This is a genomic window from Klebsiella michiganensis (assembly GCF_002925905.1).
Taxonomy (GTDB): Bacteria; Pseudomonadota; Gammaproteobacteria; order Enterobacterales; family Enterobacteriaceae; genus Klebsiella; species Klebsiella michiganensis.
In genome coordinates this window covers 54,515-78,015 of sequence record NZ_PRDB01000005.1, presented here as the reverse complement: position 1 = coordinate 78,015, position 23,501 = coordinate 54,515, and the positions used below count along the sequence as shown (strand labels likewise).

24 protein-coding genes are annotated in these 23,501 nt (G+C 56.6%); 11 read left to right on the top strand and 13 right to left on the bottom strand.

Features of this window, described 5'->3' with window-relative positions; translation table 11 throughout:
* Positions 1–45: 45 nt before the first annotated feature.
* Together CDA56_RS13880 and CDA56_RS13875 are read right to left on the bottom strand one after the other, a co-directional pair.
* Positions 46–1,239: an MFS transporter gene (locus tag CDA56_RS13880; RefSeq protein ID WP_014839275.1), complete on the bottom strand. Its 1,194-nt coding sequence runs from the start codon at positions 1,237–1,239 to the stop codon at positions 46–48.
* 63 nt (positions 1,240–1,302) lie between these two features.
* Positions 1,303–2,079 (bottom strand): SDR family NAD(P)-dependent oxidoreductase, encoded by a 777-nt coding sequence (locus CDA56_RS13875; protein WP_103813790.1) that lies wholly within the window; start codon positions 2,077–2,079, stop codon positions 1,303–1,305.
* A gap of 145 nt (positions 2,080–2,224) precedes the next feature.
* Between CDA56_RS13875 and CDA56_RS13870 the strand changes: the two genes are divergently transcribed.
* A complete protein-coding gene (locus tag CDA56_RS13870; RefSeq protein ID WP_103813982.1) occupies positions 2,225–3,145 on the top strand; it encodes a LysR substrate-binding domain-containing protein in 921 nt (306 codons plus the stop codon).
* 39 nt (positions 3,146–3,184) lie between these two features.
* On the opposite strand, the gene CDA56_RS13865 is transcribed toward CDA56_RS13870, so the two are convergent.
* The 7 genes from CDA56_RS13865 to exaC all read right to left on the bottom strand — a co-directional run bounded on the left by CDA56_RS13865 (position 3,185) and on the right by exaC (position 12,202).
* Entirely contained in the window at positions 3,185–3,958 is a 774-nt protein-coding gene (locus CDA56_RS13865) for a transporter substrate-binding domain-containing protein (protein WP_004853415.1), read from the bottom strand.
* Between the two features lie 35 nt (positions 3,959–3,993).
* The gene (locus tag CDA56_RS13860; protein WP_103813792.1) at positions 3,994–4,788 is read right to left on the bottom strand and encodes a CatB-related O-acetyltransferase; all 795 of its coding nucleotides are present in this window, start codon (positions 4,786–4,788) and stop codon (positions 3,994–3,996) included.
* A gap of 135 nt (positions 4,789–4,923) precedes the next feature.
* Entirely contained in the window at positions 4,924–5,988 is a 1,065-nt protein-coding gene (locus tag CDA56_RS13855; protein WP_049103470.1) for a fimbrial protein, read from the bottom strand.
* Between the two features lie 48 nt (positions 5,989–6,036).
* Positions 6,037–8,571 carry a fimbria/pilus outer membrane usher protein gene (locus CDA56_RS13850; protein ID WP_103813794.1) on the bottom strand — a complete coding sequence of 845 codons (2,535 nt, stop codon included), beginning with the start codon at positions 8,569–8,571 and terminating at the stop codon, positions 6,037–6,039.
* Between the two features lie 28 nt (positions 8,572–8,599).
* Positions 8,600–9,259 (bottom strand): fimbrial biogenesis chaperone, encoded by a 660-nt coding sequence (locus tag CDA56_RS13845; protein WP_103813796.1) that lies wholly within the window; start codon positions 9,257–9,259, stop codon positions 8,600–8,602.
* A gap of 160 nt (positions 9,260–9,419) precedes the next feature.
* Positions 9,420–10,016: a fimbrial protein gene (locus CDA56_RS13840; RefSeq protein WP_014226488.1), complete on the bottom strand. Its 597-nt coding sequence runs from the start codon at positions 10,014–10,016 to the stop codon at positions 9,420–9,422.
* Between the two features lie 665 nt (positions 10,017–10,681).
* Positions 10,682–12,202 carry an acetaldehyde dehydrogenase ExaC gene (exaC, locus tag CDA56_RS13830; RefSeq protein WP_103813798.1) on the bottom strand — a complete coding sequence of 507 codons (1,521 nt, stop codon included), beginning with the start codon at positions 12,200–12,202 and terminating at the stop codon, positions 10,682–10,684.
* A 250-nt stretch (positions 12,203–12,452) separates the two neighbouring features.
* On the opposite strand from exaC, the gene CDA56_RS13825 reads away from it, so the two are divergent.
* Positions 12,453–14,240 carry a sigma-54-dependent Fis family transcriptional regulator gene (locus CDA56_RS13825; protein WP_025107296.1) on the top strand — a complete coding sequence of 596 codons (1,788 nt, stop codon included), beginning with the start codon at positions 12,453–12,455 and terminating at the stop codon, positions 14,238–14,240.
* Positions 14,241–14,253: 13 nt separating this feature from the next.
* On the opposite strand, the gene CDA56_RS13820 is transcribed toward CDA56_RS13825, so the two are convergent.
* Complete coding sequence (locus CDA56_RS13820) at positions 14,254–14,850, bottom strand: phosphatase PAP2 family protein (RefSeq protein ID WP_042927329.1); 597 nt, start codon at positions 14,848–14,850, stop codon at positions 14,254–14,256.
* A gap of 182 nt (positions 14,851–15,032) precedes the next feature.
* Here CDA56_RS13820 and CDA56_RS13815 point away from each other — a divergent pair, with 182 nt between their 5' ends.
* The 3 genes from CDA56_RS13815 (at position 15,033) to CDA56_RS13805 (ending at position 16,134) form a co-directional block, all read left to right on the top strand.
* Positions 15,033–15,332, top strand: coding sequence for an ArsR/SmtB family transcription factor (locus tag CDA56_RS13815; RefSeq protein ID WP_103813800.1), 300 nt, complete (start codon positions 15,033–15,035; stop codon positions 15,330–15,332).
* A gap of 9 nt (positions 15,333–15,341) precedes the next feature.
* Positions 15,342–15,863, top strand: coding sequence for a rhodanese family protein (locus CDA56_RS13810; protein ID WP_103813802.1), 522 nt, complete (start codon positions 15,342–15,344; stop codon positions 15,861–15,863).
* A gap of 91 nt (positions 15,864–15,954) precedes the next feature.
* Positions 15,955–16,134 carry a YodC family protein gene (locus tag CDA56_RS13805; protein WP_014226493.1) on the top strand — a complete coding sequence of 60 codons (180 nt, stop codon included), beginning with the start codon at positions 15,955–15,957 and terminating at the stop codon, positions 16,132–16,134.
* A 46-nt stretch (positions 16,135–16,180) separates the two neighbouring features.
* Here CDA56_RS13805 and stpA read toward each other — a convergent pair whose 3' ends face one another.
* Positions 16,181–16,582, bottom strand: coding sequence for a DNA-binding protein StpA (gene stpA, locus CDA56_RS13800; RefSeq protein WP_064379457.1), 402 nt, complete (start codon positions 16,580–16,582; stop codon positions 16,181–16,183).
* Positions 16,583–17,287: 705 nt separating this feature from the next.
* Between stpA and alaE the strand changes: the two genes are divergently transcribed.
* A complete protein-coding gene (gene alaE, locus CDA56_RS13790) occupies positions 17,288–17,737 on the top strand; it encodes an L-alanine exporter AlaE (RefSeq protein WP_004853442.1) in 450 nt (149 codons plus the stop codon).
* A 41-nt stretch (positions 17,738–17,778) separates the two neighbouring features.
* On the opposite strand, the gene CDA56_RS13785 is transcribed toward alaE, so the two are convergent.
* Complete coding sequence (locus CDA56_RS13785) at positions 17,779–18,129, bottom strand: DUF2002 family protein (protein ID WP_004123942.1); 351 nt, start codon at positions 18,127–18,129, stop codon at positions 17,779–17,781.
* 149 nt (positions 18,130–18,278) lie between these two features.
* Between CDA56_RS13785 and CDA56_RS13780 the strand changes: the two genes are divergently transcribed.
* Positions 18,279–18,605 carry a DUF883 family protein gene (locus tag CDA56_RS13780; protein WP_004123945.1) on the top strand — a complete coding sequence of 109 codons (327 nt, stop codon included), beginning with the start codon at positions 18,279–18,281 and terminating at the stop codon, positions 18,603–18,605.
* 63 nt (positions 18,606–18,668) lie between these two features.
* On the opposite strand, the gene pdxR is transcribed toward CDA56_RS13780, so the two are convergent.
* Positions 18,669–20,027: a MocR-like pyridoxine biosynthesis transcription factor PdxR gene (pdxR, locus tag CDA56_RS13775; protein ID WP_165795091.1), complete on the bottom strand. Its 1,359-nt coding sequence runs from the start codon at positions 20,025–20,027 to the stop codon at positions 18,669–18,671.
* Between the two features lie 87 nt (positions 20,028–20,114).
* On the opposite strand from pdxR, the gene CDA56_RS13770 reads away from it, so the two are divergent.
* The 4 genes from CDA56_RS13770 to nrdE all read left to right on the top strand — a co-directional run bounded on the left by CDA56_RS13770 (position 20,115) and on the right by nrdE (position 23,499).
* Entirely contained in the window at positions 20,115–20,546 is a 432-nt protein-coding gene (locus tag CDA56_RS13770) for a carboxymuconolactone decarboxylase family protein (protein ID WP_103813804.1), read from the top strand.
* Between the two features lie 183 nt (positions 20,547–20,729).
* Positions 20,730–20,975 (top strand): glutaredoxin-like protein NrdH, encoded by a 246-nt coding sequence (gene nrdH, locus CDA56_RS13765; RefSeq protein WP_103813806.1) that lies wholly within the window; start codon positions 20,730–20,732, stop codon positions 20,973–20,975.
* Positions 20,972–21,382: a class Ib ribonucleoside-diphosphate reductase assembly flavoprotein NrdI gene (gene nrdI / locus CDA56_RS13760; RefSeq protein WP_014226496.1), complete on the top strand. Its 411-nt coding sequence runs from the start codon at positions 20,972–20,974 to the stop codon at positions 21,380–21,382. The genes nrdH and nrdI overlap by 4 nt, the downstream gene beginning before the upstream one ends.
* Positions 21,355–23,499 (top strand): class 1b ribonucleoside-diphosphate reductase subunit alpha, encoded by a 2,145-nt coding sequence (gene nrdE, locus CDA56_RS13755; RefSeq protein WP_103813808.1) that lies wholly within the window; start codon positions 21,355–21,357, stop codon positions 23,497–23,499. The genes nrdI and nrdE overlap by 28 nt, the downstream gene beginning before the upstream one ends.
* Positions 23,500–23,501 lie beyond the last annotated feature (2 nt).

Here is a 23,501-nt window from a genome sequence, read left to right as displayed (position 1 = left end):
AAAAGCGGAAAAATAATTCCGCCTGCGTTTGAAAAGCTAAGAGGATTAACCCCTTAGCGTTGGGCGTCGGCCTGCCAACAATGCGATCAGCGCAACCGCAACCGGCACCAGCGATCCCCACAGCACGGCATTCCAGCCGAAGAGGTTCATCAACGCGCCCGAGGAAAATGAGCCAATCATCATGACGCCGAAGACAATAAAATCATTCAGCGATTGCACCTGAGTTTTCTCTTCCGGCCGGTGGAAATCCATAATCTGCGCCGACGCGCCGGTAAAGCCGAAGTTCCAGCCGATACCCAGCAGGATCAGCGACAGCCAGTAGTGCATCACGTCGATACCGGCGAGGCCAACCATCACCGACAGCAGCAGCAGAACTAAACCGGCCGCGTTAATACGCCGGGCGCCGAAGCGATTAATCAGCTTGCCGGTAAAAAATCCGGGACCGTACATGGCGATCACGTGCCACTGAATGCCCAGATTCGACGCCTGCTGGGAGATCCCGTGCATATGCATGGAAAGCGGCGCCGCGGTCATCAGGAAGTTCATCACCATATAGGATATTGCGCCGCTAAAAACCGTCCGGGAAAAACCCGGCTGGCGCACGATTTCGCCCAGCGGGCGCCCGCCCGATTTGGCCTGCGCCGCCGGCTCGGGGGTTTTTACTCCCAGCAAGACCAGCGCGGATACCGCCGCCACCAGCCCCTGAGCGATAAAGGTCATCGCAAAGGTGTGCGGCGGCCACAAATTCATGGTCGCGGTCACCAGCATCGGGCCGATGATCCCCGCCGCCACGCCGCCGCCCATAACCAGCGAGAGCGCCCGCGCGCGCCGCTCGCCGCTGACGCCGTCGGTAGCGGCAAAGCGGAAGGACACCGCCACCGCCGCATAGGCGCCGCCGAAAAAGGCCGCGAGACAGAACAGCCCGAACGAAGCGATCGCGACCGCCAGCGCCGCCAGCGCTCCCGTCAACACGCCGGCGCCGGTACCGACCATAAAGACCGTTTTGCGCCCGCGTCTTCTGGCCAGCGCGCCAAACGGCAAAATACAGGCCGCCATCCCCAGCACAAATATGGTGATGGGCAGCGTGGCCAGCGTCGGCGAGGGCGCGATGGCGTTGCCCACAATCGCCCCGGTGGCGTAAAACACCACCGAGTTTGCCCCTGCGAGCGCCTGCGCCGTCGCCAGGCGAACAATATTTTGGTTTTGCTGTCCGACGGGCAGCGTTATCTCAGCGCTCATGACTCTCTTTATCCTGAATTCGTTTGCATTATGCCAATACCCTGACTGACATAATGAACGTAATCAGGCATGACGACCAGCCATCACGCCGCCATCAATATCCCAAACCGCGCCGGTCACCCAGCGGGTGCTATCGCTGAGCAGAAACGCCACGGTTTGCGCGATATCATCAGGCGTGCCGACGCGGCCAATAGGATGGAAGCCGTCAAAGCTGTTCATCACTTCCTTCACATCCTCTTTAGGGATAAACCCTTCATATATCGGCGTATGCACCACCGCCGGCGATACCGCATTGACCCGAATCCCGCTGCCGCCCAGCTCAATCGCCAGATTTTTGGTCAGCGCATGCAGACCCGCTTTCGCCATGGAGTAGGCTGAAGACGGCGTTGCGCCGATGGCCTGCTGCGCCCACATCGAGCCGATATTCACAATCGAACCTTTGATGCCATTAGCCAGCATATTGCGCACCACCTCGCGGGTGATAAAAAACGTCGCGCGGTTGAGATGCATATACCGATCGTAGTCAGCCATTTCATGTTCGATAAACGGCTTCGGGAAGAAAACGCCGGCGGCGTTGACCAGCAGGCTGATATCCTGATGTTCCGCGTTAATAGCGGCCATAACCTGCTGCATACCGCTTTCGCTCGTCAGGTCAGCGACGATAACATCCACCTTCCCCGCTGCCGCCAGCGCCTGACGCGCCTGTTCGGCCTTCTGCCGACGATTGCCCACCAGCACCACGCTGCCGCCATTCTCCACCACCCGTTTGGCCGTCGCCAGCCCCATACCGCTGGTCCCGCCAACCACTAACAGTTTTTTCCCCATAAACGCCGTATTCATCATTCACCTCTTCACGCTTGATTTGTGTAGCCTAAGCATGCCTTTCCTGCAGCGCGCTGACGAATGAGAAGAAATAGCCAAGCGACAAAGAAAATCTATCTTGATGGCCTATACTGAGACGCAAATTCACTGGGGGATATTCACCATGCGATCGCTTAACCGACTGAAATGGCTTCACGCATTTGAAGCCACCGCCCGCCACGGTAGCTTTACCGGCGCGGCGCGCGAGCTGGGCGTGACGCCCGCCGCCGTCGGGCAGCTGGTCAGGGCGCTGGAAGAGTGGGTCGGCCATCCGCTGCTGCACCGTACCCGTAGCGGTAAAGAGCGTCTCACCCTGGTGAGCGAAGCGCAGGCGGCGCTGCAGGATATTACTCAGGGGCTGGATAAGCTGGAGAGCGGACTGAATAAGCTTCGCGGCCGCCGGGCGCGTTCCGTGGTGGTGATTACCGCCTCGCAGGTGCTGATGATGAACTGGCTGATGGAGCGCTTAAACCGCTTCTCTGAAGTCCATGATAATATCGACCTGCGTCTCAACGTTACGGAAAAGCTGATGGATGTGGCCCACGGCGAAGCGGATTTGGCGGTTCGCTGCGGTCGCGGCGACTGGCCCGGGGTCGATAAAACCTGGCTGATGGATGAAGAAGCGGTGCTGGTATGCAGCCCGCGAATCGTCCCGGCAGACAAAACCGCCTGCGGCGAGTGGCTGGCGACGCAAAAGCTGATTCATGATGATACGCCCTATCCCGGCGCCAGCTTTCCATCATGGGCGGAAGTGCTGGAGGCGGCTCAGGCGCCAACGGCGCGCGATAGCGGGTTGCATATTAACTCAACGTCGGCGGTCATCCTGGCCGCGCTCAGCGGGCGCGGCGTCGCTATTGTTCGCCGGGCGCTGGTACAACAGCTCCTCGCCACCGGCCAGCTCGTTCAGCTACACCCGGCCCGCCGCTGGCCGCTCACCTGGTCCTACTATATTGTGACGCCCCAGCATGCGGTCATGCGCCCGGAAGTGAAGGTGTTTTATGACTGGCTGCTTCACGATGTGCTGGCGGAAGACCCGATGCGCTGATTATCTTCCGCCACACCCGCATAGAAAACCTTTATTGCTTTATGGTTTTAGCTGGTCATGAATGCGCCACTTCTGTTTCAGCACGTTTTTGTCCTGGCTGGCCAGCCACTGGTTAACCTTGTCCAGCAGCTGCGGGTTATCTTTATTCATCATATAGACTTTGAAGCTGGCGGTGCCCGGGAACGGCTGCTCATTGGCCACGCAAAACACGCCCGGCTCATTGCTCTGGTAATAGACGCCCTCAATCAGGTCGGTCACCATCATATCCGCCGTTTTCTGCCGCAGCGCTTCAAGGTTATCGATATTGTTTTTCACCCGAATAATCTGCGCCTGCTTGATATGTTCATCGACAAAGCTTTGGTTGGTGCCGCCCGGATTCACCACCACCTTCACGTTTGGCTGGTCGATTTTTTCCAGGCTACCGAGCGCCGGCGCCGCCGCGCAGTTAGCCAGCGCAATCTTGCCGTTCGGCACCACCGGCTGGCTTAACGCGAAATCCTTCGCCCGCGCTGCGGTTTCCGTCACCCCGCCCATGGCGATATCAAACTTATCGGCCTTCAGGTCGGCGGAGAGCGTGGGCCAGCTGGTCGTCACAAAGCTCACCTTTAGCCCAAGCCGCTTGCCGAGATCTTTCGCCATATCAACATCGTAGCCCACCAGCTCCCCGGCTTTATTATGAAACGCCAGCGGCGCGTAATCGCCCGGGACGCCGACTTTAAGTTCACCGCTTTGTTGAATGCTGTTCATGTCGCGCGCCTGGGCGCCAAAGGCGACGGCAGCGATGACGAAAACAAGACCTGACTTCAACTTCATCGTTATATCCTTGTTCAAATGTGAACCGTTTATGATTACACCGCGCTGCGCAGCGGATGCTGTTTATTGTTTATAAAATCTTTAATCATGGATATCGTCAATACCGGCGGCGAGAAAGGCGGCATCGTTCCTTCGGCCACCCGCCCGGCAAGCTGCTCGCAAAAGCGCTCAACCTGATTAACCGGATACCCGGCAATATCCTGGGCGGAGTAACGCCACCAGCGTAGCGCCATCAGCTGCTCAATAATCGCCTCGCTAAAGCGCATGCGGATGATCTTCGCGGGATTACCGCCGACGATGGCGTACGGTGCGACGTCTTTGACCACCAGCGCGTTGGCGGCAATGACAGCCCCATCGCCAATAGTGATCCCCTGCGCCAGGGTGACATTCTGGCCAATCCACACATCGTTGCCGATGGTTATCGGCCGGGGCGTTTTTGCAAAAGGATAAAACTGGTTGGTCCTGCCGCTATCGGCGGCCAGCGTCGCCATCACGCCGGAATGATGGGCATAAAACACCGGGCTGGCGCTGGCCCACTCCAGGGGATGTCGGTCGCCGAGCACCTGTAACCGATCGGCAATCGACGTGTAGCGCCCCACGTTAATCAGCGCCGGCAGCAGGGTTCGCGTATAGCTAAAGGCGCCCAGCGAGGCCAGCCGTTCGCCGCAGCGCCCCCAGTAGGTGGTATAGGCCTCGGTGGCTAAGTTTTCCGGTATCTCAATCGGCAGGTCGTCACGGTAAAAGGCGTGGCTACAGGCCAGCGTCTGCCCGCCGACAAAAATCCGCTGCGCCTGCAATAGTGGCTTAAGCTCCCCAAAGGCGATTTTCATTATCGATTTTCCCGCACAAAAATATTCCCGGACAGCCGCTTAATCTCTCGATCATTGATAGCGTACCGATCCGCTCGCCGTGCGAAAAATCGTTATGACTTCTCTTTTTTGTGAGCGACAGCGCGAAAGCGACGGTCAGTTATACTCCAGCGCAAATGTCACCATGCTATTGGCGGTACCGGCGGTTACCGCGTCATCCGTCTGTACGTACTGGGCGTTAAAGTTGATATTTTCCGCCGCCCCCGCGCTGCTGGCGGTAATCCGCTTGAGTACAGGTAAGTTACTGGCCTCATTGATTTTGACGCCGGTTCCGGCGGCGGGCGCTGGGGCACTGTTATTGCCGTAGGTGAGCCTGACGCCCACACCGCTCGCGGAGGCGTTTGCTTTACTTAGCGCCAGAGTATCCGTTCCCCCGGATGGCGAGGTGACGCCAAAAAAGCCGATGCGGATATCGGTTGGCGTGGAGCAGAAGACCGGTATGGAGAAGCGCTTCGCGACGCCGCCGGTGGTGTTTTTGCCCTTAAACTCCGCTTTATTTACCGTGCCGAGGCTAACGTGAATATTCGCGGTTGAAACCTGACAGCTGCCGCTGCTGCCGATATCGACATTCAGCGCCGCCATATCGAGCGTGACCGGCGAGCTGGCGACAAAACCGCTGCGGCTGTCGGCCTGCTGCTGGATAGTGAGTTCGCCAATCTGCGGCTGCGCCGGAACGTTTGCGTGGTTGCCGCTGACCAGGGCGACATTACCGGTCTTATAAAACGTCACAAAGACTTTCACCACAATCTGCTGCTGGTTCAGCAGGTTAGCCATCTCATTGCTGTCGCAAACCGTCACGGATTCCCCATTACCGGCCGCATGGCTGCCATCAATAAAGCGAACGGCGCCGCCGCTGCACTGGAAGCCCAGCGAGTATCCTATGCCGTCCAGCGCGGAGGGGAACACGTGCTGACCGCCGATTGACAGCGGCGTTGAGGCCGTTTTTAGCTGCCGATAAACCAGACGCTTTGCCGCCGCTTTCGGCACCTGAAGATCGCAGGAGAAATGAATCCCGCTGCCGTTATCCGCCATCATGCCGGTCATCTGGGTATTCAACGGCAGCGTGGGCAGGTACTTGATATTCTGGACGTTCACGGTCATCTGACCGATATCTCCTCTGCAGGTTTCCGCCCAGCCGCTGTGGCTATAAATCCCCGCCATCAGCAGGAATAAAAACGATACTATGCGCAAAATCACCTCTGTGCAGACCTACTGGCAGAGGCCAGAGACGGTTTTAACCGGACTCTGCCCCTGCTGTACGGTATCGGTAAGATGGAAATGCAGCGCGCATCTCCGTGAGATATTGTCAGCGTTCCAGGCGGCATCGAGCGTCCCTTCTTGCGGAATACCGCTCAGATAGACCTGCCCGCCATCCGCCACCATGCCGCCCGGCACCGCGCCCCGATCGTCTTCTGCTTTACGCAAGCGAACGCTGGTGCCGAACGGCAGCGGGCCGTGGCTATCGCTGAGGGTAAACAGCACGCGGCTGCCGATGTGGGTCTGATAGTTTGCCTGCACCACCGCCCCGCCGCCGGGGATCACCGTCTGCCCTTCAAGTTCAACATCGGCATCGTCGGCCAGCGATTCGGTATCGAGCGTAATGGTGTTTTTGCGATACGCCGTCAGCGAGGGCACCACCGCATAGCCCCGCCAGTCGGTATGCACGTTGCTGCCGTTCTGAATCGCCACGTCGGCGGCTCCCGGCGCGCGTACGATGGCAAAGCTTTCGCCGACGGTCTGACCCAGCGTCACGCCATGAGGATGGGCGACGATGGACCCCGATGCGCCCCAGGTCAGCTGATGGCTTGCGCTATCGCGGCGATAGCCGAGCTGCGCGGTTCCATAGCCGCCGTGGTAATCGAGCGATGCGCTGCTGTTGCTGCCCTGGCCGCCGTTAACGTAGCCCTGCTGAAGGGAGTAGTAGAGATTGGGATTGCGCGGAAGCGAACCGTACAGCGACGCCTGCTGCGAGGTGCGTCCGTTATTGTCGGAGGTGGTGCTGTAGCTAACCGCGCTCTCGGACAGCGGGCCGCCAAGCGGAATGCTCAGGTTCAAGGACCACGAGCGATCGTCTTTTTGGCGATCGGATGACTGGGTGTAGTAATAACCCACGCCCCACGAAACGCCTCGCCAGGCGCTGTAAAAACCGAGATGGATCGTTTCATCGCGGCTCTGGCGGTGCCAGTACTTCTGCGACCAGGCGGAAATCGCCAGGCTGCTCATGCCGCCAAATGCCTGAGAAAGGGAGACCTCTTCGCGGCTGCGCTTGTTATCCAGCAGGCCATTGCGGCTCTCAAGCGCGCTGGCTTCGCTGAAGTCGTAATAACCGCCTGAGGAGTAGCGATAGCTGGCGAGGCTAAATGAGGTGCCGGTGCCGGCAAAATCCTTCTGGTACTGCACCCGTACCGAATGGCCGGACGAGCGCTTTCCCGACGGCGTCGTGGTGTTCGCCCATGTCGCATCGCCTCCAAGCGATCCGAGCTCGCCAAAACCGCGCCCGACGCCGAGCGACCACGACTGGTAATCCTGCGCCAGCTGGCTACCGCCGTAGAGCGTGAATTCAGCCGGTAGCCCATAAAAGAGCGTACCCTGCAAAAACGTCGGCGAGCGCGCCTGGCTCTGCTCCGAATGGTAGCGTCCGGCGCTCAGGCTGAATTTCACGCGTCCTTCCCGCAGCATAAACGGGACGGCTGAAAAGGGCTGGGTAAAGGTCCGCACCGAACCATCGCTCTCTTTTACCTGCACCTCGAGATCGCCGCTTTGCGCCGTTGGATAGAGGTCGTTTATCGCAAACGCCCCCGGCGAGACGAACGTTTCATAGATAACGTAGCCATGCTGGGAGATGGTGACTTTGGCGTTGCTGTGCGCCATTCCGCGGATCGTCGGGGCGAAGCCGCGCTGGCTATCCGGCAGCATTTCATCATCGGACATCAGCTGAACGCCGCGAAACTGCACGCTGTCGAAAACGTCGCCGGTCGTAAAGGTATCGCCCATCCGCAGCAGGCTTTTGAGTGACTTCAGGTCGCGCTGTAGCCAGGTACTCTGTGAATTCCAGCGCCGGGTCCGGTCATACTCCATCGACGAGACGTTACGCAGGCGCCAGGCACCGAGGTTAACCCCGCTGCGTAGATTCAGGTAGCTGGAGCGGCTGCTGTCATCCGTCTGCCGGGTTTGCGACCCGGTCAGGTTATAGTTAACAAACGCCGCCGGGATACCATCATCCCAGCGTGCCGGATCCACGTATCCGCGGCTTTGGGCGTTCATGGCCGCCTGGGGAATACTTAAGTTCAGACGCTGAGTGGCGAAATCAAAACGGCTGCTGGCATCGGGGATGTAGCGCTCGATGCGAGTAAACGTTTCTCCCTCATGCAGGGTATTAAACGCCGGGAAAGCGCTGACGTTGACGCCATATTCCGCCAGCTGCGCCGGGGTTAACTGCGGCCGCAGTTCGCCGTTGCTGTCGACAAATGTCACCTCGCCCTGGGCTATCTCCTGGTTATTCACCCAAATGCTGACCGGGTATGTCCCGGGCTGCTGGCCGCCAGCTTTAGCAAAATAGTGTAAATCAGCGGTCTTTTGCTGCGGATTGGCAAATTCTAATGCCGCCGGATCAAAGTAGTCCTCCGCCCGCGCGATACCGCTTTGGTACAGCAGAAAAAGCGCCGTCGGCAATAATAAAATCCCGCCGGTTGGCGCCGCGATCGCCGAATAAACGGGAGTCATATCCGAAGTGTTATTTTTCACAATATCCTGACCAGGCGAAGCAAATTAATTACTGTTGTGCGTAATCCGTAATACCACCGAAGTCATTAATGGCGCGCCATTTAACTACCCCGGAATGAGTAATCGGCCACGCTTTATGATCAAAGGGGCCAATCATGCCGGGTTGCGGAATATCTGTAGCGCCAACCGAAATAACAAAAAAGGAGACAAAATAGGGCGTCGGGTTTTGGGCAACCAGCCTGGAACCTTCAATGTTAAACGTCAGCTTGCGCCATGCATCGTCAGGCTCGCCCGCCAGACCATTCGGGCGATAGAAGATCTTAAACTTTGATTTAATATTGACCTGAAGCTTGTTCACTTCATCTTGTTTCGTTGGTGCAATACTTTTCACATTGAGCCAAAAAACGGATTCGCGATCGGTGGGCAGCGTTCCACCAATATAGTTAATACGCAATACGTTCTGCTGTTCAGGATCGAGACGGAAAAGCGGCGGCGTCACAATAAAAGGCACCCGGCTTTTATTGTTTTCCGCATAGTTTTCCACCCACGATTGCACCAGATAAGGTGAATGAGTATCAGCGTTGGTGACCGATATTGCGGCTTCACGTTTCCCTTCCTGATAAACAACACGGGTTCCTCCCATGACAATACCGGCCTGTGCCGCAGTTGATAGCAATAAAAAGGCTATCGCGGCGATCGTTCGTTTCATAATGACTACCGTCCGGGAATAATAAAAGCGGGTATCACTGCCTGAAGCTGATAAATAATCTTCATTAATTATGCCGACCCTATTTCAGCCGGGCGGCGGCTGGCGGCTTACCCGGCGTGGGAAGCCATGAATAACCGCAGCTTTACCCGCTTCCAGGGTATTAGTTGTAAACCATATTGAAGTTGGCCGTACCGTTGGCAGAACCGGCGGAAACCGCGCTGGTTGAGACATAGTCAGCAAAGAATTCCAGATCGGCGGTACCCGTTGCCGCGCCGCTCGCGCCAGCGGTAACGCTGTGGCCCCGTGAGACGGCGCCGAGATCAACCGGCGTCGACTTATCATCTTCATACAGCTTTATCGCTACCCCACTTGCGGTACCGTTAATCGCCAGCAGATCGCTATTGTTGGTATCGCGGGTACCGTCAAACAGCACCGAGACGGTGGTAACGGTAGAAGGACAATCTTTCACTTTGATATGGAAGGCGGTTTTGGTCGTTTCAGAACCTGCGCCGGTAAAATAGCTGCTCGCCCATTTCCCCAGATCGACGCTCTGATTTGCGCTGGTGCTATCAACATTACAGGAGGAATCGGTAATCGATCCGGTAAATTCTACCTGCCCACCCGTCCCCTGCGTGCCCGCATTAGAACCGGGGTTAACGGTCATTGCCGATCTGGCGGGTTGTGAAGGCGAGGATAATGCGCTAGCGGACACCAGAGCACCGACAAACATTGCCATAATACGAAATTGCGTTTTCATTATTCATCTCATCTCTAACTTATATTTTCGACAGATTGCGCGCGAGGGATTAAGCCCCGGGCAAATCTGCGTGCAGATCCTCCATGTTAATAATATTCGCGTTCCGTCCGCAGGACATCAGGCAGCAAAAATAAGCTGCTTAATTGGCTATTTTGATAAAAAGAAGTTCTTCGGCGAAATTCCACAAACCCTTTATTAAGGTAACAAATAAATACTATCCCTACCGATTACAAATCGCAATATTTTGTTATGTTAATGAAATGCTGTTTTATTTTACATATAAAGATAATATTAAAAACATTATGCGCATTGTTAATTAATGCAACCAAAAATCACGATGCAATAACATCAAAAAGCAACATCAGGCGGCGTAATTTAACAATCACCCCTAATTTCACCGCGATTTTTCGGCAATAATTCTGTGAGCGGACTGGGTGTTTACAGAATATTAGGATAAATCTTAGGTTGGCTTTTATCTTATTTTCGTTATCGAATAAACAATAATCACGCGAGTCATTATAAGCAGGAGATATTGATGACAAGTGTATTTCATCTGAAAGCCGGGGAGGAAAGATGAATAACAACACTTTCTTTGTGGAATAATAAACCCGCAATCGATGCTGAAGATTGCGGGTTATCCTAAAATAAATAGCTGACAGGGACGATCAGAACAGGCCCAGCGGCGCGGTACCGTAGCTCACCAGCAGGTTCTTCGTCTGCTGATAGGCATTGAGCGCCATCTTATGGGTTTCGCGCCCTACGCCGGACTGTTTGTAACCGCCGAACGCGGCGTGCGCAGGGTAGATGTGATAGCAGTTGGTCCACACCCGACCGGCCTTAATGCCGCGCCCCATGCGATAAGCCAGGTTGGTATCCCGCGTCCACACCCCGGCCCCAAGGCCAAACTGGGTTTGGTTTGCAATAGCCAGCGCCTCGGCTTCATCTTTAAAGGTGGTGACGCCGATAACCGGGCCAAAGATCTCCTCCTGGAAGCTGCGCATATCGTTGCGGCCCTGAATCAGCGTCGGCTGAATATAGAAACCGTTATCCAGTTCGGCAGAGATGCTGGCGCGTTCGCCGCCGGTCAGGATCTTTCCGCCTTCATCGCGAGCGATCTTAATATAGGAAAGGATCTTATCGAACTGCTGACGCGACGCCTGCGCGCCGATCATCGTATCGGTATCAAAGGGGTCGCCGCGGCGAATTTGCGCCACCTTCTCCATGACCCGCACCATAAAGGGCTCGTAAATAGACTCCTGAATCAGCGCGCGGGACGGGCAGGTGCAGACCTCACCCTGATTAAAGAAGCCCAGAACCAGGCCTTCAACCGCCTTCTCGATATACTCTTCTTCGCCTTCCATCACGTCGGCAAAGTAGATGTTCGGCGATTTACCGCCCAGCTCAACGGTACAGGGGATAATGTTTTCCGCCGCGCAGGCCATGATATGGCGGCCTACCGGCGTTGAGCCGGTAAAGGCGATTTTGGCGATGCGTTTACTGGTTGCCAGCGCTTCGCCCGCCTCTTTACCAAATCCCTGAACCACATTAAGGACGCCCGCAGGGAACAGATCGCCAATAATCTCCAGCAGCAATGTAATGCTGAGCGGCGTCTGCTCTGCCGGTTTCAGCACCACGCAGTTGCCCGCAGCCAGCGCCGGAGCGAGCTTCCAGGCGGCCATCAGCAGCGGGAAGTTCCACGGAATAATTTGTCCGACCACGCCGAGAGGCTCATGGAAGTGATAAGCCACCGTCGTTTCATCAATCTCCGCCGTGCTTCCCTCCTGCGCGCGCAGGCAGCCGGCGAAATAGCGGAAGTGATCGACCGCCAGCGGCAGGTCGGCGTTGAGGGTTTCGCGGATCGGCTTACCGTTATCCCAGCTCTCCGCTACCGCCAGATATTCCAGGTTGGCCTCAATACGGTCGGCAACCTGCAGCAGCAGATTAGCGCGGTGCTGAGCCGACGTTTTGCCCCAGGCGTCGGCGGCCCGGTGCGCCGCATCAAGGGCGAAGTCGATATCTTTGGCATCAGAACGCGGAAACTGCCCGATGTTGCTACCGTCGACCGGGGAGGTATTCATAAAGAATTCGCCACCGATGGGTTCAACAAATTTACCGTCAATAAAGTTACCGTAGGCTGACTTCAGTGAAACCAAAGCGCCCGGTGTGCCAGGATGAGCATAACGCATCGCGAATCTCCTTCATGTAGGGTTGAGGCGCAGCGGCATATTAGTTTTGTACGGCGGCTCGCTGCGTCTCTCGTCTATTGCAGGGGTTATGCCATTTTTTATATTTTAAAAAAGAAATTAATTTTCAATAAATTAGATAGGTCACGTCACTTTTTGTCGCACAGAATATCTCTTATGTGTCGCAAATCGCAACACCACGAAAACCATATAGCTACAATATTGCAACACAAATTAAACGACGAGGTGTCCCGTGCCAGGAAATCCGTTTGCCCTGACGCCAGAGATCGAAGCGAACCCGCTGCTCAGCGACTCCTGGTGCCGTAGCCAGCGCTATGGCCTTGACCCCGCCACGGATGACTTCCCTCGCCTGCACGCCAGCGAACTGGCCGACAGGCTCGCCAGACACAGCCGCCTGCAAACGCTGGCCCAGCCGGTCGTTAATGAGCTATCCCGCAAAGTCAACGCTCTGCAATCCGTCGTGGTTCTCTCTGACGCCAGCGGTCTGGTTCTGCAAACCTTTGGCGATACGCACGCCATGCAGAAAGCGCAGCGCTTCGCTTTAGCGCCGGGCAACCTGTGGAGCGAAAGCGGACGCGGAACCAACGCCATTGGCACCGCGCTGGCGATTGACGACAGCTGCGAAATCGATGGCCGCCAGCATTTTCTGACCAGTAACCAGGGTCTTTATTGCGCCGCCGTGCCGCTGCAAAGTCCCGATGGCAAAATAGCCGGGGTGCTGGATATCTCCGGCCCGGCCCGCTACCCGCACGCCCGCACGCTGGCGTGGGTAAAAGGCGCCGCGAAGCAGATAGAATATCTGTGGGTTAAACAGAGTCTGCATCCGCAACAGTGGCTGATGAGCCTGCATCCTCAGCTGGAAAAGCTCGACGGCGTCGACGAATGTCTGCTGGTCTTTACCGACAATGTGCTGATGGCGGCTAACCGGCTGGCGATGCGCGAGTTCTCACTTAACGCAGATCGGTTCGGCCACCTCACGTTCCAGCAGCTTTTTCCGCAGCTGCGGCAAACCGCCGTCAGCGTACCGCTGCCGCTCGTCGCCGGAGATCGAAACTACTATTACCGTCTACGCGCTCCCGTGACCGCTGGCGTGGCGGTGACCGCGCGCCCCACCCTCGAGCTGCCTTTCTCCAGCCAGCGCGAAGGCGAAAAGCTGCTGCGCCTGCTTAACGCCGGGATTGGGTTGTGTATCGAAGGCGAAACCGGCTGCGGCAAAGAGTACGTCAGCCGTACCCTGCACCGGCACAGCCGCTGGAGCGGCGGCAAATTCGTCGCCATCAACTGCGCCGCGCTGCCGGAATCACTGATTGAATCCGAGCTGTTTGGCTACCAGCCCGGGGCGTTTACCGGCGCAAATAAAAACGGCTACATCGGCAAGATTCGCGAAGCCGACGGCGGCGTACTGTTTCTTGATGAGATTGGCGATATGCCGTTAACGCTTCAGACCCGGCTGCTGAGGATCTTACAGGAGAAAGAGGTCACGCCGCTTGGCGCCAGCCAGAGCTCGCCGGTTAATTTCGCGGTGATTTGCGCCACCCACCGCAATCTGGCGCAGCGCGTCGCGGAAGGGACCTTCCGCGAAGACCTGCTCTACCGCCTGCGTGAGTTTGCTTTAACGCTGCCGCCCCTGCGCGAATGGCCTGAACTGTCCGGGTTTATCCAACGATTGTGGCGCGAGCTGGGCGGAGAAAAGCGTCGCATCGCGCTGGCCCCGGAAGTTGTGCAACACCTGACGTCTCATCCCTGGCCGGGCAACGTCCGCCAGCTGCAAAGTGTGTTGAGGGTACTGCTGGCCCTCGCCGAAGAGGGTGAAACGCTGGGGATAGATGATTTGCCCCAGGAGTATCGAAGCCCGCCCGCCGCCCGCCCGCTGCGCGGGCTTCAGCAGCACGATGCGCAGCTGATTGCCGACACGCTGGCAAGCTATAACGGCAACATCAGTAAGGCCGCGCAGGCGTTAGGCGTCGCGCGCAGTACGCTGTATCGCCGTGCGGCCCGTCGCGGAAGCCATAGCGCATAGCCTTCTGATTCGCTCAGGGCGTGAAGCGCGGCGGTAGCCAGGCGAACAGGCGTCTGCTTATCGCTTCACACAGGGAGGTTAAGCGGTGCCCAATGCCCGACCAGATAAGCTTCGCGACGCAGACGCCGCAGGCTGAAACCAACGCCGCCCCCACCATGTCCAGCGGAAAGTGAACCCCAAGAAAGATCCGCGACCAGGCAACAGGCAGCGCCGCCAGCAGCAGAAAGAGCCCCGCGGCGCGTGAGCGCAGCGAGAGCAGTGCAAACGCGGCGCTAAACATCACCGTGCCGTGGTCGCTCGGGAAAGAGTTATCCGCCGGATGATTTATCCAGGTATGGCCAAGCGGGATCATAAACGGCCGCGGATGAAACAGCAGCATTCCGCAGATCGATCCCAATCCCAGCGCGATCAGAATACTCAAGGTACAAAACAGCGCCTGCCGATGACCCTGCCGCCCGCCGGAAAACCACAGCCAGAGCAGAATGGCCGGAACCACAAAGATGATCCCGCTCGCTGAAAAACGCGCCAATGCCAGGATCGCCTCCGGCGTGCCGGGCGATGCGTTCAGCGCTAAAAAGGCGCTTTGATTAAGGGTTTCCAGTACGTTCATGGCGGTAGCTCGCGACAGTCATATTTCCGTCATTATCGCCACCCTGGCTTAAGTTACGCTTAACCCGGCGCTCAAGAATCGTCCTGGTTTTGGCCACGCTGTTTAGCCACAGCGGCAGCCATTGCTGGCGTAATACGCTTTTTTATTTTAGAATTTACTAAATTTAGAAAAGACTAAAATAAATGAATACACCCGAACAGCTACAGGCCAGCGCCGGCGAAGCCGCCGCGCTGCTGAAAGCCATGAGCCATCCCAGCAGGCTATTGATTCTGTGCATGCTATGCGATGCGCCGGGCACCAGCGCCGGCGAACTGGCGCGGATAACCGAGCTGAGCCCCTCCGCAACTTCCCAGCATCTGGCGCGGATGCGTGATGAAGGCCTGATCGGCTGCGAACGTCAGGCGCAGCGCATTCACTACTTCATTACCCGGCCAGCGGTTCAGCAAATCGTCGCCGTGCTGAAGTCAATCTATTGTCCTTAAGGAGCCTTTATGCCTATTGCCACTCTTTCGCCTGCCGAAGCCCAGGCGCTCGTCGCCCGGGGCGGCCGGCTGATCGATATCCGCGATGCCGATGAATACGCCCGCGAGCATATTCCCGGGGCGGAGCTCGTGCCGCTGGCGACGCTGACGAATGGCGCAGCGCTGCACGCCAGTCCCGAAGAGACGATTATTTTTCACTGTCAGGCGGGATCGCGCACCCAAAATAACGCAGCCCGTCTGGCGCAGGCCGCCGCACCGGCGCAGGTAAAGCTGCTGGCTGGCGGAATTCAGGCGTGGAAAGCGGCCGGTCTGCCGGTGAAAGAGGATAAATCACAGCCGCTGCCGCTTATGCGTCAGGTACAGATCGCCGCCGGCGCCCTGATTTTGCTTGGCGTCGCTTTAGGTTACGCTTTCAGCAGCGGCTTTTTTCTGCTTAGCGCCTTCGTCGGCGCCGGCTTAATCTTTGCCGGTATTACCGGGTTTTGCGGTATGGCGCGTCTTTTGGCTTTGATGCCCTGGAACCGTCGCTAGCCTCTACCTCTTTTGAGAGACTGTTGGTAACGCTTTTGCTGAGCTATGGTTATGTCAGCGAAAAGATTCATCAGCACACAGGAGAAGCAGTATGTTTTCAGTCGGTGACCTGGTACAACCGCGCGCGGGTGGGCCAAAACTTAAAGTCGTTGAAGTCCAGGACGATCGCATTATTGCCGTTCAGGCAAGCAACGAGCAGGGTGAGAAATATACGCTGAAGGCCGCCGATGTGACGGCTTATAAAGAAGACGGCGATTTTGGCGTGTGCTGATTAAACCGGCTAACGATAACGGTGGGTCTCCCCACCGTATTCAATATTAGATCAGGAAGCTATCAAGGGATTTTCCCTCAGCCACCGCTTTAGCCAGCGGCTTCGGCATACGTCCCTGCCCGGTCCAGGTTTTCTCGGCGCCGGTATGGTCGGTAAAACGATATTTAGCCGGACGCGGCTGGCGCTTTTTGCTCCCTTTCGGGGAGGCGCTGTTGTGGCCCGCTAATTGTTCAGGGGTAATGCCGTCAGCCAGCATTAATTCCAGCCAGGTATTTATTTTTTCCTGATGTTCTGCGCGCAGCGCCTGAGCCGCCTGCTCCTCAGCGCGTTTTTCTTCAGTGACGGTCCTTAGCTTTGCCAGCATATCTTCAAGCACGTCAATGGAGAATTCACGGGACATGGCGCGAAGTGAACGGATATTATTCAATTTCTCTAATAGTAATGACATATAATTCAAAAAATTCCCAAATAGCAAATGAAACAAAGATTACGGCGCTAGTTTAATTGATATGATAATGTATTTCCAGCCTTTCACTAATTCCTTATATAGCACCAGAAATGTTTAGCAATTAATAAGGTAAACAAATCGACAAAAGCGAAATTATCAACACTGAATAAATTCTTTTGCAAATAATACTATTCGCCAGGCAACGTCTTTATCTTATTACCTGTATGCTCAGCAGGTTATCCGTATATTTACGGTTGCGCCTCGCAGGGCGCTACGGGCGTTTATAGAATAGTCATGCAAAAAATCCGAATGTCCACCCAGAAGACAAATCAGCATATAATACTACCATTCCTCTTTTATACGTGTAAAAAACGCCAAAAGTGACACAACTCACACCGCTACGCGATTCTGTCGCGAAATCCCCCCTCACAACCCGGATTGGCTCTCATCTATATGACGTATTTATTTTACAACCAATTGAAAAACAATAAAAAAATAAACAAAGAGAACAAAAGTAGCGTAACGAACAAAAAATAGCCTGACGCAGAGTATTTTATCGACCAAAAGCCTTTAAATAAAAATTTATAGCTAGTTGCCTCTTTTAATGCAGAGATATAATCTACGCACATCAAAACAGGCACCCAAAAACGCTGAATAACCGCGAATCTTTTGGCATTATCGACTTCATTTTCGAGGAGCATACCAATGTTCTCTGCGCAGTCCCGCTTGCGTCATGCGGTAGCAGACACCTTTGCGATGGTGGTGTACTGCACCGTTGTGAACATGATGATCGAAATTTTTCTCTCCGGAATGACCTTCCAGCAGTCGTTATCTTCGAGACTGGTGGCGATTCCGGTGAACATTATTATTGCCGTGCCTTACGGTTTTTATCGAGATTTCGCGATGCGCCAGGCGCGCCGCATTAGCGCATCCGGCTGGATGAAGAATATTGCGGATGTGGTGGCCTATGTGACGTTCCAGTCGCCGGTATACGTCGCGATTCTGCTGGTTGTCGGCGCCGACTGGCATCAGATCGCCGCGGCGGTAAGTTCCAACATCGTGGTATCGATGATGATGGGCGCAGCGTACGGCTATTTCCTCGACTACTGCCGCCGCCTGTTTCGCGTCAGCCCCTATCAGCAGGCCAAAGCCTGAGTTGATACAAAAAAGCGACTGGTTCAGCCAGCCGCTTTTTGTCAGCTATACTGCGTTTCGCCAAACAGGCCACTCAGAAAACGCTCAAGCGCCATGCGCGAACTGAACCCGTGTGGAATACCATAATGCTGCTGAGCATCGCCCGCTAAATAGAGCGGGAACTGCTCGTAGTGATCGCAGGTTTTGATATCCGACGCGGGCTCCGCAAGCGTTGTGCTGCGCTCTTTTAAAGCCGGATGAATAATTAACGCGGTACGCCCCATACGAGCTTCACGGTTCACATAAACATAATTATCGCCACGGCGATAGCCGTACGCTTTTTGCGTCACAACATCCATGGTGAAGCCGGCTTTTTCAAGAACACGCGCCACCTCATCGGGTCTTAAATACATACTCATTCCTCATTATCTTTTACCGCACGTTAACCTTACCTTATTCATTAAAGGCAACGCTTTCGGAATATTCCATAAAGGGCTATTTACAGCATAATTCAAAATCTTGTCCTACACTTATAGACTCAATGGAATAAAGGGAGAAACCAATGGCCAACCGAGCAAACCGCAACAACGTAGAAGAGAGCGCTGAAGATATCCATAATGATGTCAGCCAATTAGCGGATACGCTGGAAGAGGTGCTGAAATCATGGGGCAGCGACGCCAAGGACGAAGCGGAGGCCGCGCGTAAAAAAGCGCAGGCGCTGCTGAAAGAGACCCGCGCGCGGCTTAACGGCAATAACCGCGTTCAGCAGGCGGCGTGCGATGCCATGGGCTGCGCTGACAGCTATGTGCGCGATAAACCGTGGCAAAGCGTCGGCGCCGCAGCTGCCGTTGGGGTATTTATTGGCGTATTGCTGAATTTACGTCGATAATAAAACAGCCAGACCCATGAAGATAACAAATACGCGTCTACCCCTGCCCTGCAGGGGTTTTTGTTATCTCTGCGGGTAAAGCGCGACATAAAGCTTACGCACAGCCTGGTTCGCCATTTCTGCCGACGTCAGGTTGGTGAAGCTCATTATCAGCCCCCCTTCTCCCAGAGCCTCCATCCGCCAGTCGCTCAGCGCCTGTACGGCCAACCCGGCCCGTCTGGCGCGCTGCGCCAGAGGCCGATCGTCTCCGGCGACCCTGACCACCATCTGGATCCCGCCCGCCTGAGGCACGACGGTGAATCCCTGCGCCCGCAGCGCCGACTCAAGCCACAGTCGGCGCTGGGCATAGCTGGCGCGCATTTTCTTCAGATGCCGCCAGAAGTGGCCTTCGCGAATAAAATCCGCCAGCGTCTGCTGCCACAGCGTCGGCACGCTACAGCACATCAGCGCGGCCCGTTCACGAAACTGCGCCACCAGCGGCTCAGGCACCACCAGCCAGGCGGCGCGTAATGCCGGGAACAAAGACTTGCTGAACGCCCCGGCATAGATGACCCGCTGCGGGGCGTCGAGGCTTTTCAGCGGCGGCAGCGGCTTACCGTGATAGCGGAATTCGCTATCGTAATCATCTTCGATAATCCACGCGTTATTCTGCGCCGCCCATAGCAGGAGCTGTCTGCGCCTGGCCAGCGATAGCGCCACGCCGAGCGGGCTTTGATGAGCCGGGGTCAGCAGCGCGAAATGGGCACTCGGGTAATGCCGCTGCGCCCAGGGAATATCCATCCCGTCGTCGTCGACCGGAACGGGATTGATCGCCACCCCCTCATCGTTCACTACCGGCCGGATCAGCGGAAACCCCGGATCTTCCATCCACATTTGCTGGCCAGGCCGCGCCAGCGTGCGCAAAATAAGGCGCATCGAGGCCGCGTAGCTACCGGTGATCAAGACCTGCTCAGGCCGACACTCAATGCTGCGCGACAGACGCAAATAATCGACGATCGCCCGGCGAAGCGTCGGTTCACCGCAGGGATCGCCTGGCGCGAGGTCAAAACGCGTTTGCGTACGCAGACGCCGCCCCATCACGCGCGCCCACAGGCCGCGTGGAAACAGATCCAGCGCGGGCAGCCCCAGCTGAAACGGCAGCGGCGCCGCGGTTTCATCGCCCGCGATGGGCTGAACGGGCGCGTTTTGCTGCGGCAGCAGCCGATCGCTGACAAAGGTCCCTGCCTGTCCGCGCCGCTCCAGCCATCCCTGCGCCACCAGATCTCCCCACGCGTTCTCAATCGTCGCTCGCGACACGCCAAGCTCCTGAGCATAGACCCGACTTGCAGGCAGCCTGCTGCCCGGAGCCAGCTCGCCGCGCTCAATCGCCTGCTTAAGCTGTCGGGCAATGCGCTGGTAGTGCGGAATTTTTTTACCGTCCATCATGGTCTGCTTTTTTCATCGCAATATGGCTATCTTATGCAGTCCATTATAGTGCTATTTTCCTCGCGTCTTAATGAGGAGAGTAAAATGAACACACTACGTCAGCCGTACAATGAACTGAGCCCGGAAGTCTATAACGCCCTGGTTCAGGCCAAAATTGCGCTGGAAAAAAGCGAGCTGGATGGCGCGCTGATCGAGCTGGTGTATTTGCGGGTATCGCAAATCAACGGCTGCGCCTTCTGCCTGGAGATGCACAGCAAAGCCCTGCGTAAATCCGGCGTCGCGCAAAACAAGCTGGACGCGCTGGCAGGCTGGCGGGTGAGCGCCCATTTCAGCGATGCGGAACGCGCGGCGCTGGCGTGGGCGGAATCGGTGACCCATATCGCCGAAAGCCATGCGGAAGACGCCGTTTATCAGCCGCTGCTGGACCATTTCAGCGCCCACCAGATCAGCGATCTGACCTTCGCCATCAGCCTGATGAACGCCTTTAATCGTCTGGCGGTGAGTATGCGCCTGTAATTTCACGGCAAGAATTCCCGCCCCCCGCCGGATCCTCCCGCGGGGGCTAACCTTTACAAAAACCATATATATTGAGTTGTTGAACTTTTAAATGACTACATCTAGTATTTCCTTCAACGATAACCCATAGCACGCGACGTCAATTTTTACGTCGTACTGTTATTTTAAATGGAAATACGAATCATGCGCATTACTATTTACACCAAAAACGACTGCGTGCAGTGCCATGCCACTAAACGGGCCATGGAAACCCGCGGGTTTGAATTCGACATGATCAACATCGACCACCACCCTGAAGCCATTGATATGCTGCGCGAGCAGGGTTTCCGTCAACTGCCGGTGGTGATTGCCGGAGAGACCCGCTGGTCCGGCTTCCGTCCCGATATGATCAATCGCCTGCGCCCGACAGCGTCAGCGGCCAGCGTATGAGCCTGATCGTCTACTTCTCCAGCAGTTCCGAAAATACGCACCGGTTCGTCCAGCGTCTGGAGCTGCCCGCCGTGCGTATACCGCTTAACGAACGCGAGCGCATCCAGGTAGACGAACCCTACATTCTTATCGTCCCCAGCTATGGCGGCGGCGGCACGGCGGGCGCGGTCCCCCGGCAGGCGATCCGTTTCCTCAACGATCCGCATAACCGCCAGCTTATTCGCGGCGTCATCGCCGCGGGCAATCGTAATTTTGGCGAGGCCTACGGCCGGGCAGGCGACGTCATCAAGCAGAAATGCGGCGTACCGTATCTCTATCGCTTTGAGCTGATGGGCACCCCGCAAGATGTCGACAACGTGCGTAAAGGAGTAAGCGAATTTTGGCAACGACAACCGCAGAACGTATAACCACCGAGGCGCCGGATTTCCACGCCCTCAACGCGATGCTGAATCTCTACGACAGCAACGGCCGCATCCCGTTTGACAAAGACCATCAGGCGGTGGCGGCGTTTATGGCCAACCACGTTGAGCCGAATACCGTGCCCTTTACCAGCCAGGACGACAAGCTGACGTGGCTGGTCGCCGAAGGCTATTACGACGCCAGGGTGCTGGCCCGCTACGATCGCTCGTTTATTCTTGCGCTGTTCGCGTACGCTCAGGGCTACGGTTTTCGCTTCCAGACGTTTCTCGGCGCATGGAAGTTCTATACAAGCTACGCGCTGAAAACCTTCGATGGTAAGCGCTACCTTGAAGGCTTTGCCGACCGCACCTGCATGGTGGCCCTGGCCCTGGCGCAGGGTAACGAGGCGCTGGCCCGGCAGCTAACCGATGAGATCCTCTCCGGACGCTTTCAGCCCGCCACGCCGACGTTCCTCAACGCGGGTAAACAGCAGCGCGGCGAGCTGGTCTCCTGCTTTCTGCTGCGCATCGAAGACAATATGGAATCCATTGGCCGGGCGGTGAACTCGGCGCTGCAGCTATCCAAGCGCGGCGGCGGCGTGGCGTTTCTGCTCTCCAATCTTCGCGAAGCCGGGGCGCCAATCAAGCGCATCGAGAATCAGTCCTCCGGCGTGGTGCCGGTGATGAAAATGCTGGAAGACGCCTTCTCCTACGCCAACCAGCTCGGCGCGCGCCAGGGGGCCGGCGCGGTCTATCTGCACGCCCATCATCCCGATATCCTGCGTTTCCTTGATACCAAACGCGAGAACGCCGATGAAAAAATCCGCATTAAAACGCTCTCGCTCGGGGTGGTGATTCCGGATATCACCTTTCAGCTAGCGAAAGAAGATGCGCAGATGGCGCTGTTCTCGCCCTACGACGTCGAGCGCCTGTACGGTAAACCGTTCGGCGATATCGCGGTAAGCGAAATGTATGCACAACTGGTGGCCGACGCGCGGGTCAGCAAGCGCTGGATCCGCGCCCGCGATCTGTTCCAGCGGCTGGCGGAAATTCAGTTTGAATCCGGCTATCCGTACATCATGTTTGAAGACACGGTTAATCGCGCGAACCCGATTGCCGGGCGCATCAATATGAGCAACCTGTGCTCGGAGATCCTGCAGGTTAACGCGCCTTCTACCTTTGACGAAAACCTGGATTACGCCAGCATCGGCCAGGATATCTCCTGTAACCTCGGCTCGCTGAATATCGCCCATACCATGGACTCTCCTGATTTCGCCCGCACGGTTGAGGTCGCGGTGCGCGGTCTGACCGCGGTGTCCGAAATGAGCGATATCCGTTCGGTACCGTCGGTCGCGGCGGGCAATGCCGCCTCGCACGCCATCGGCCTTGGGCAGATGAATCTGCACGGCTATCTGGCGCGCGAAGGTATTGCCTACGGCAGCGAAGCGGGGCTGGATTTCACCAATTTCTATTTCTATACCATCACCTGGCACGCGCTGCGTACCTCGATGCTGATAGCGCGGGAAAAAGGCACGCGTTTTGCCGGATTCGAGCAGTCGCGGTACGCCAGCGGTGATTATTTCCGCCCCTACCTGGAAGGCGACTGGCAGCCGAAAACGGCGAAAGTCCGCGCGCTGTTTGCCCGTGCCGGTATTGTCCTGCCCGACCGCGATATGTGGCGGCAGCTGCGCGATGACGTGATGCGCTACGGCATTTATAACCGCAACCTGCAGGCGGTGCCGCCGACGGGCTCTATTTCGTACATCAACCACGCGACCTCCAGCATCCATCCGATCGTGTCGAAGATAGAGATCCGCAAGGAGGGGAAAACCGGACGCGTTTACTATCCGGCGCCGTTTATGACCAACGACAACCTGGCGCTGTATCAGGACGCTTACGAAATCGGCCCGCAGAAGATCATCGACACCTACGCCGAGGCGACGCGCCATGTCGATCAGGGGCTGTCGCTGACCCTGTTCTTCCCCGATACCGCCACCACGCGCGATATCAATAAAGCGCAAATCTACGCGTGGAAGAAAGGCATCAAAACGCTCTATTACATCCGTCTGCGCCAGCTGGCGCTGGAAGGTACCGAAATCGAAGGCTGCGTGTCCTGCGCGCTGTAAGG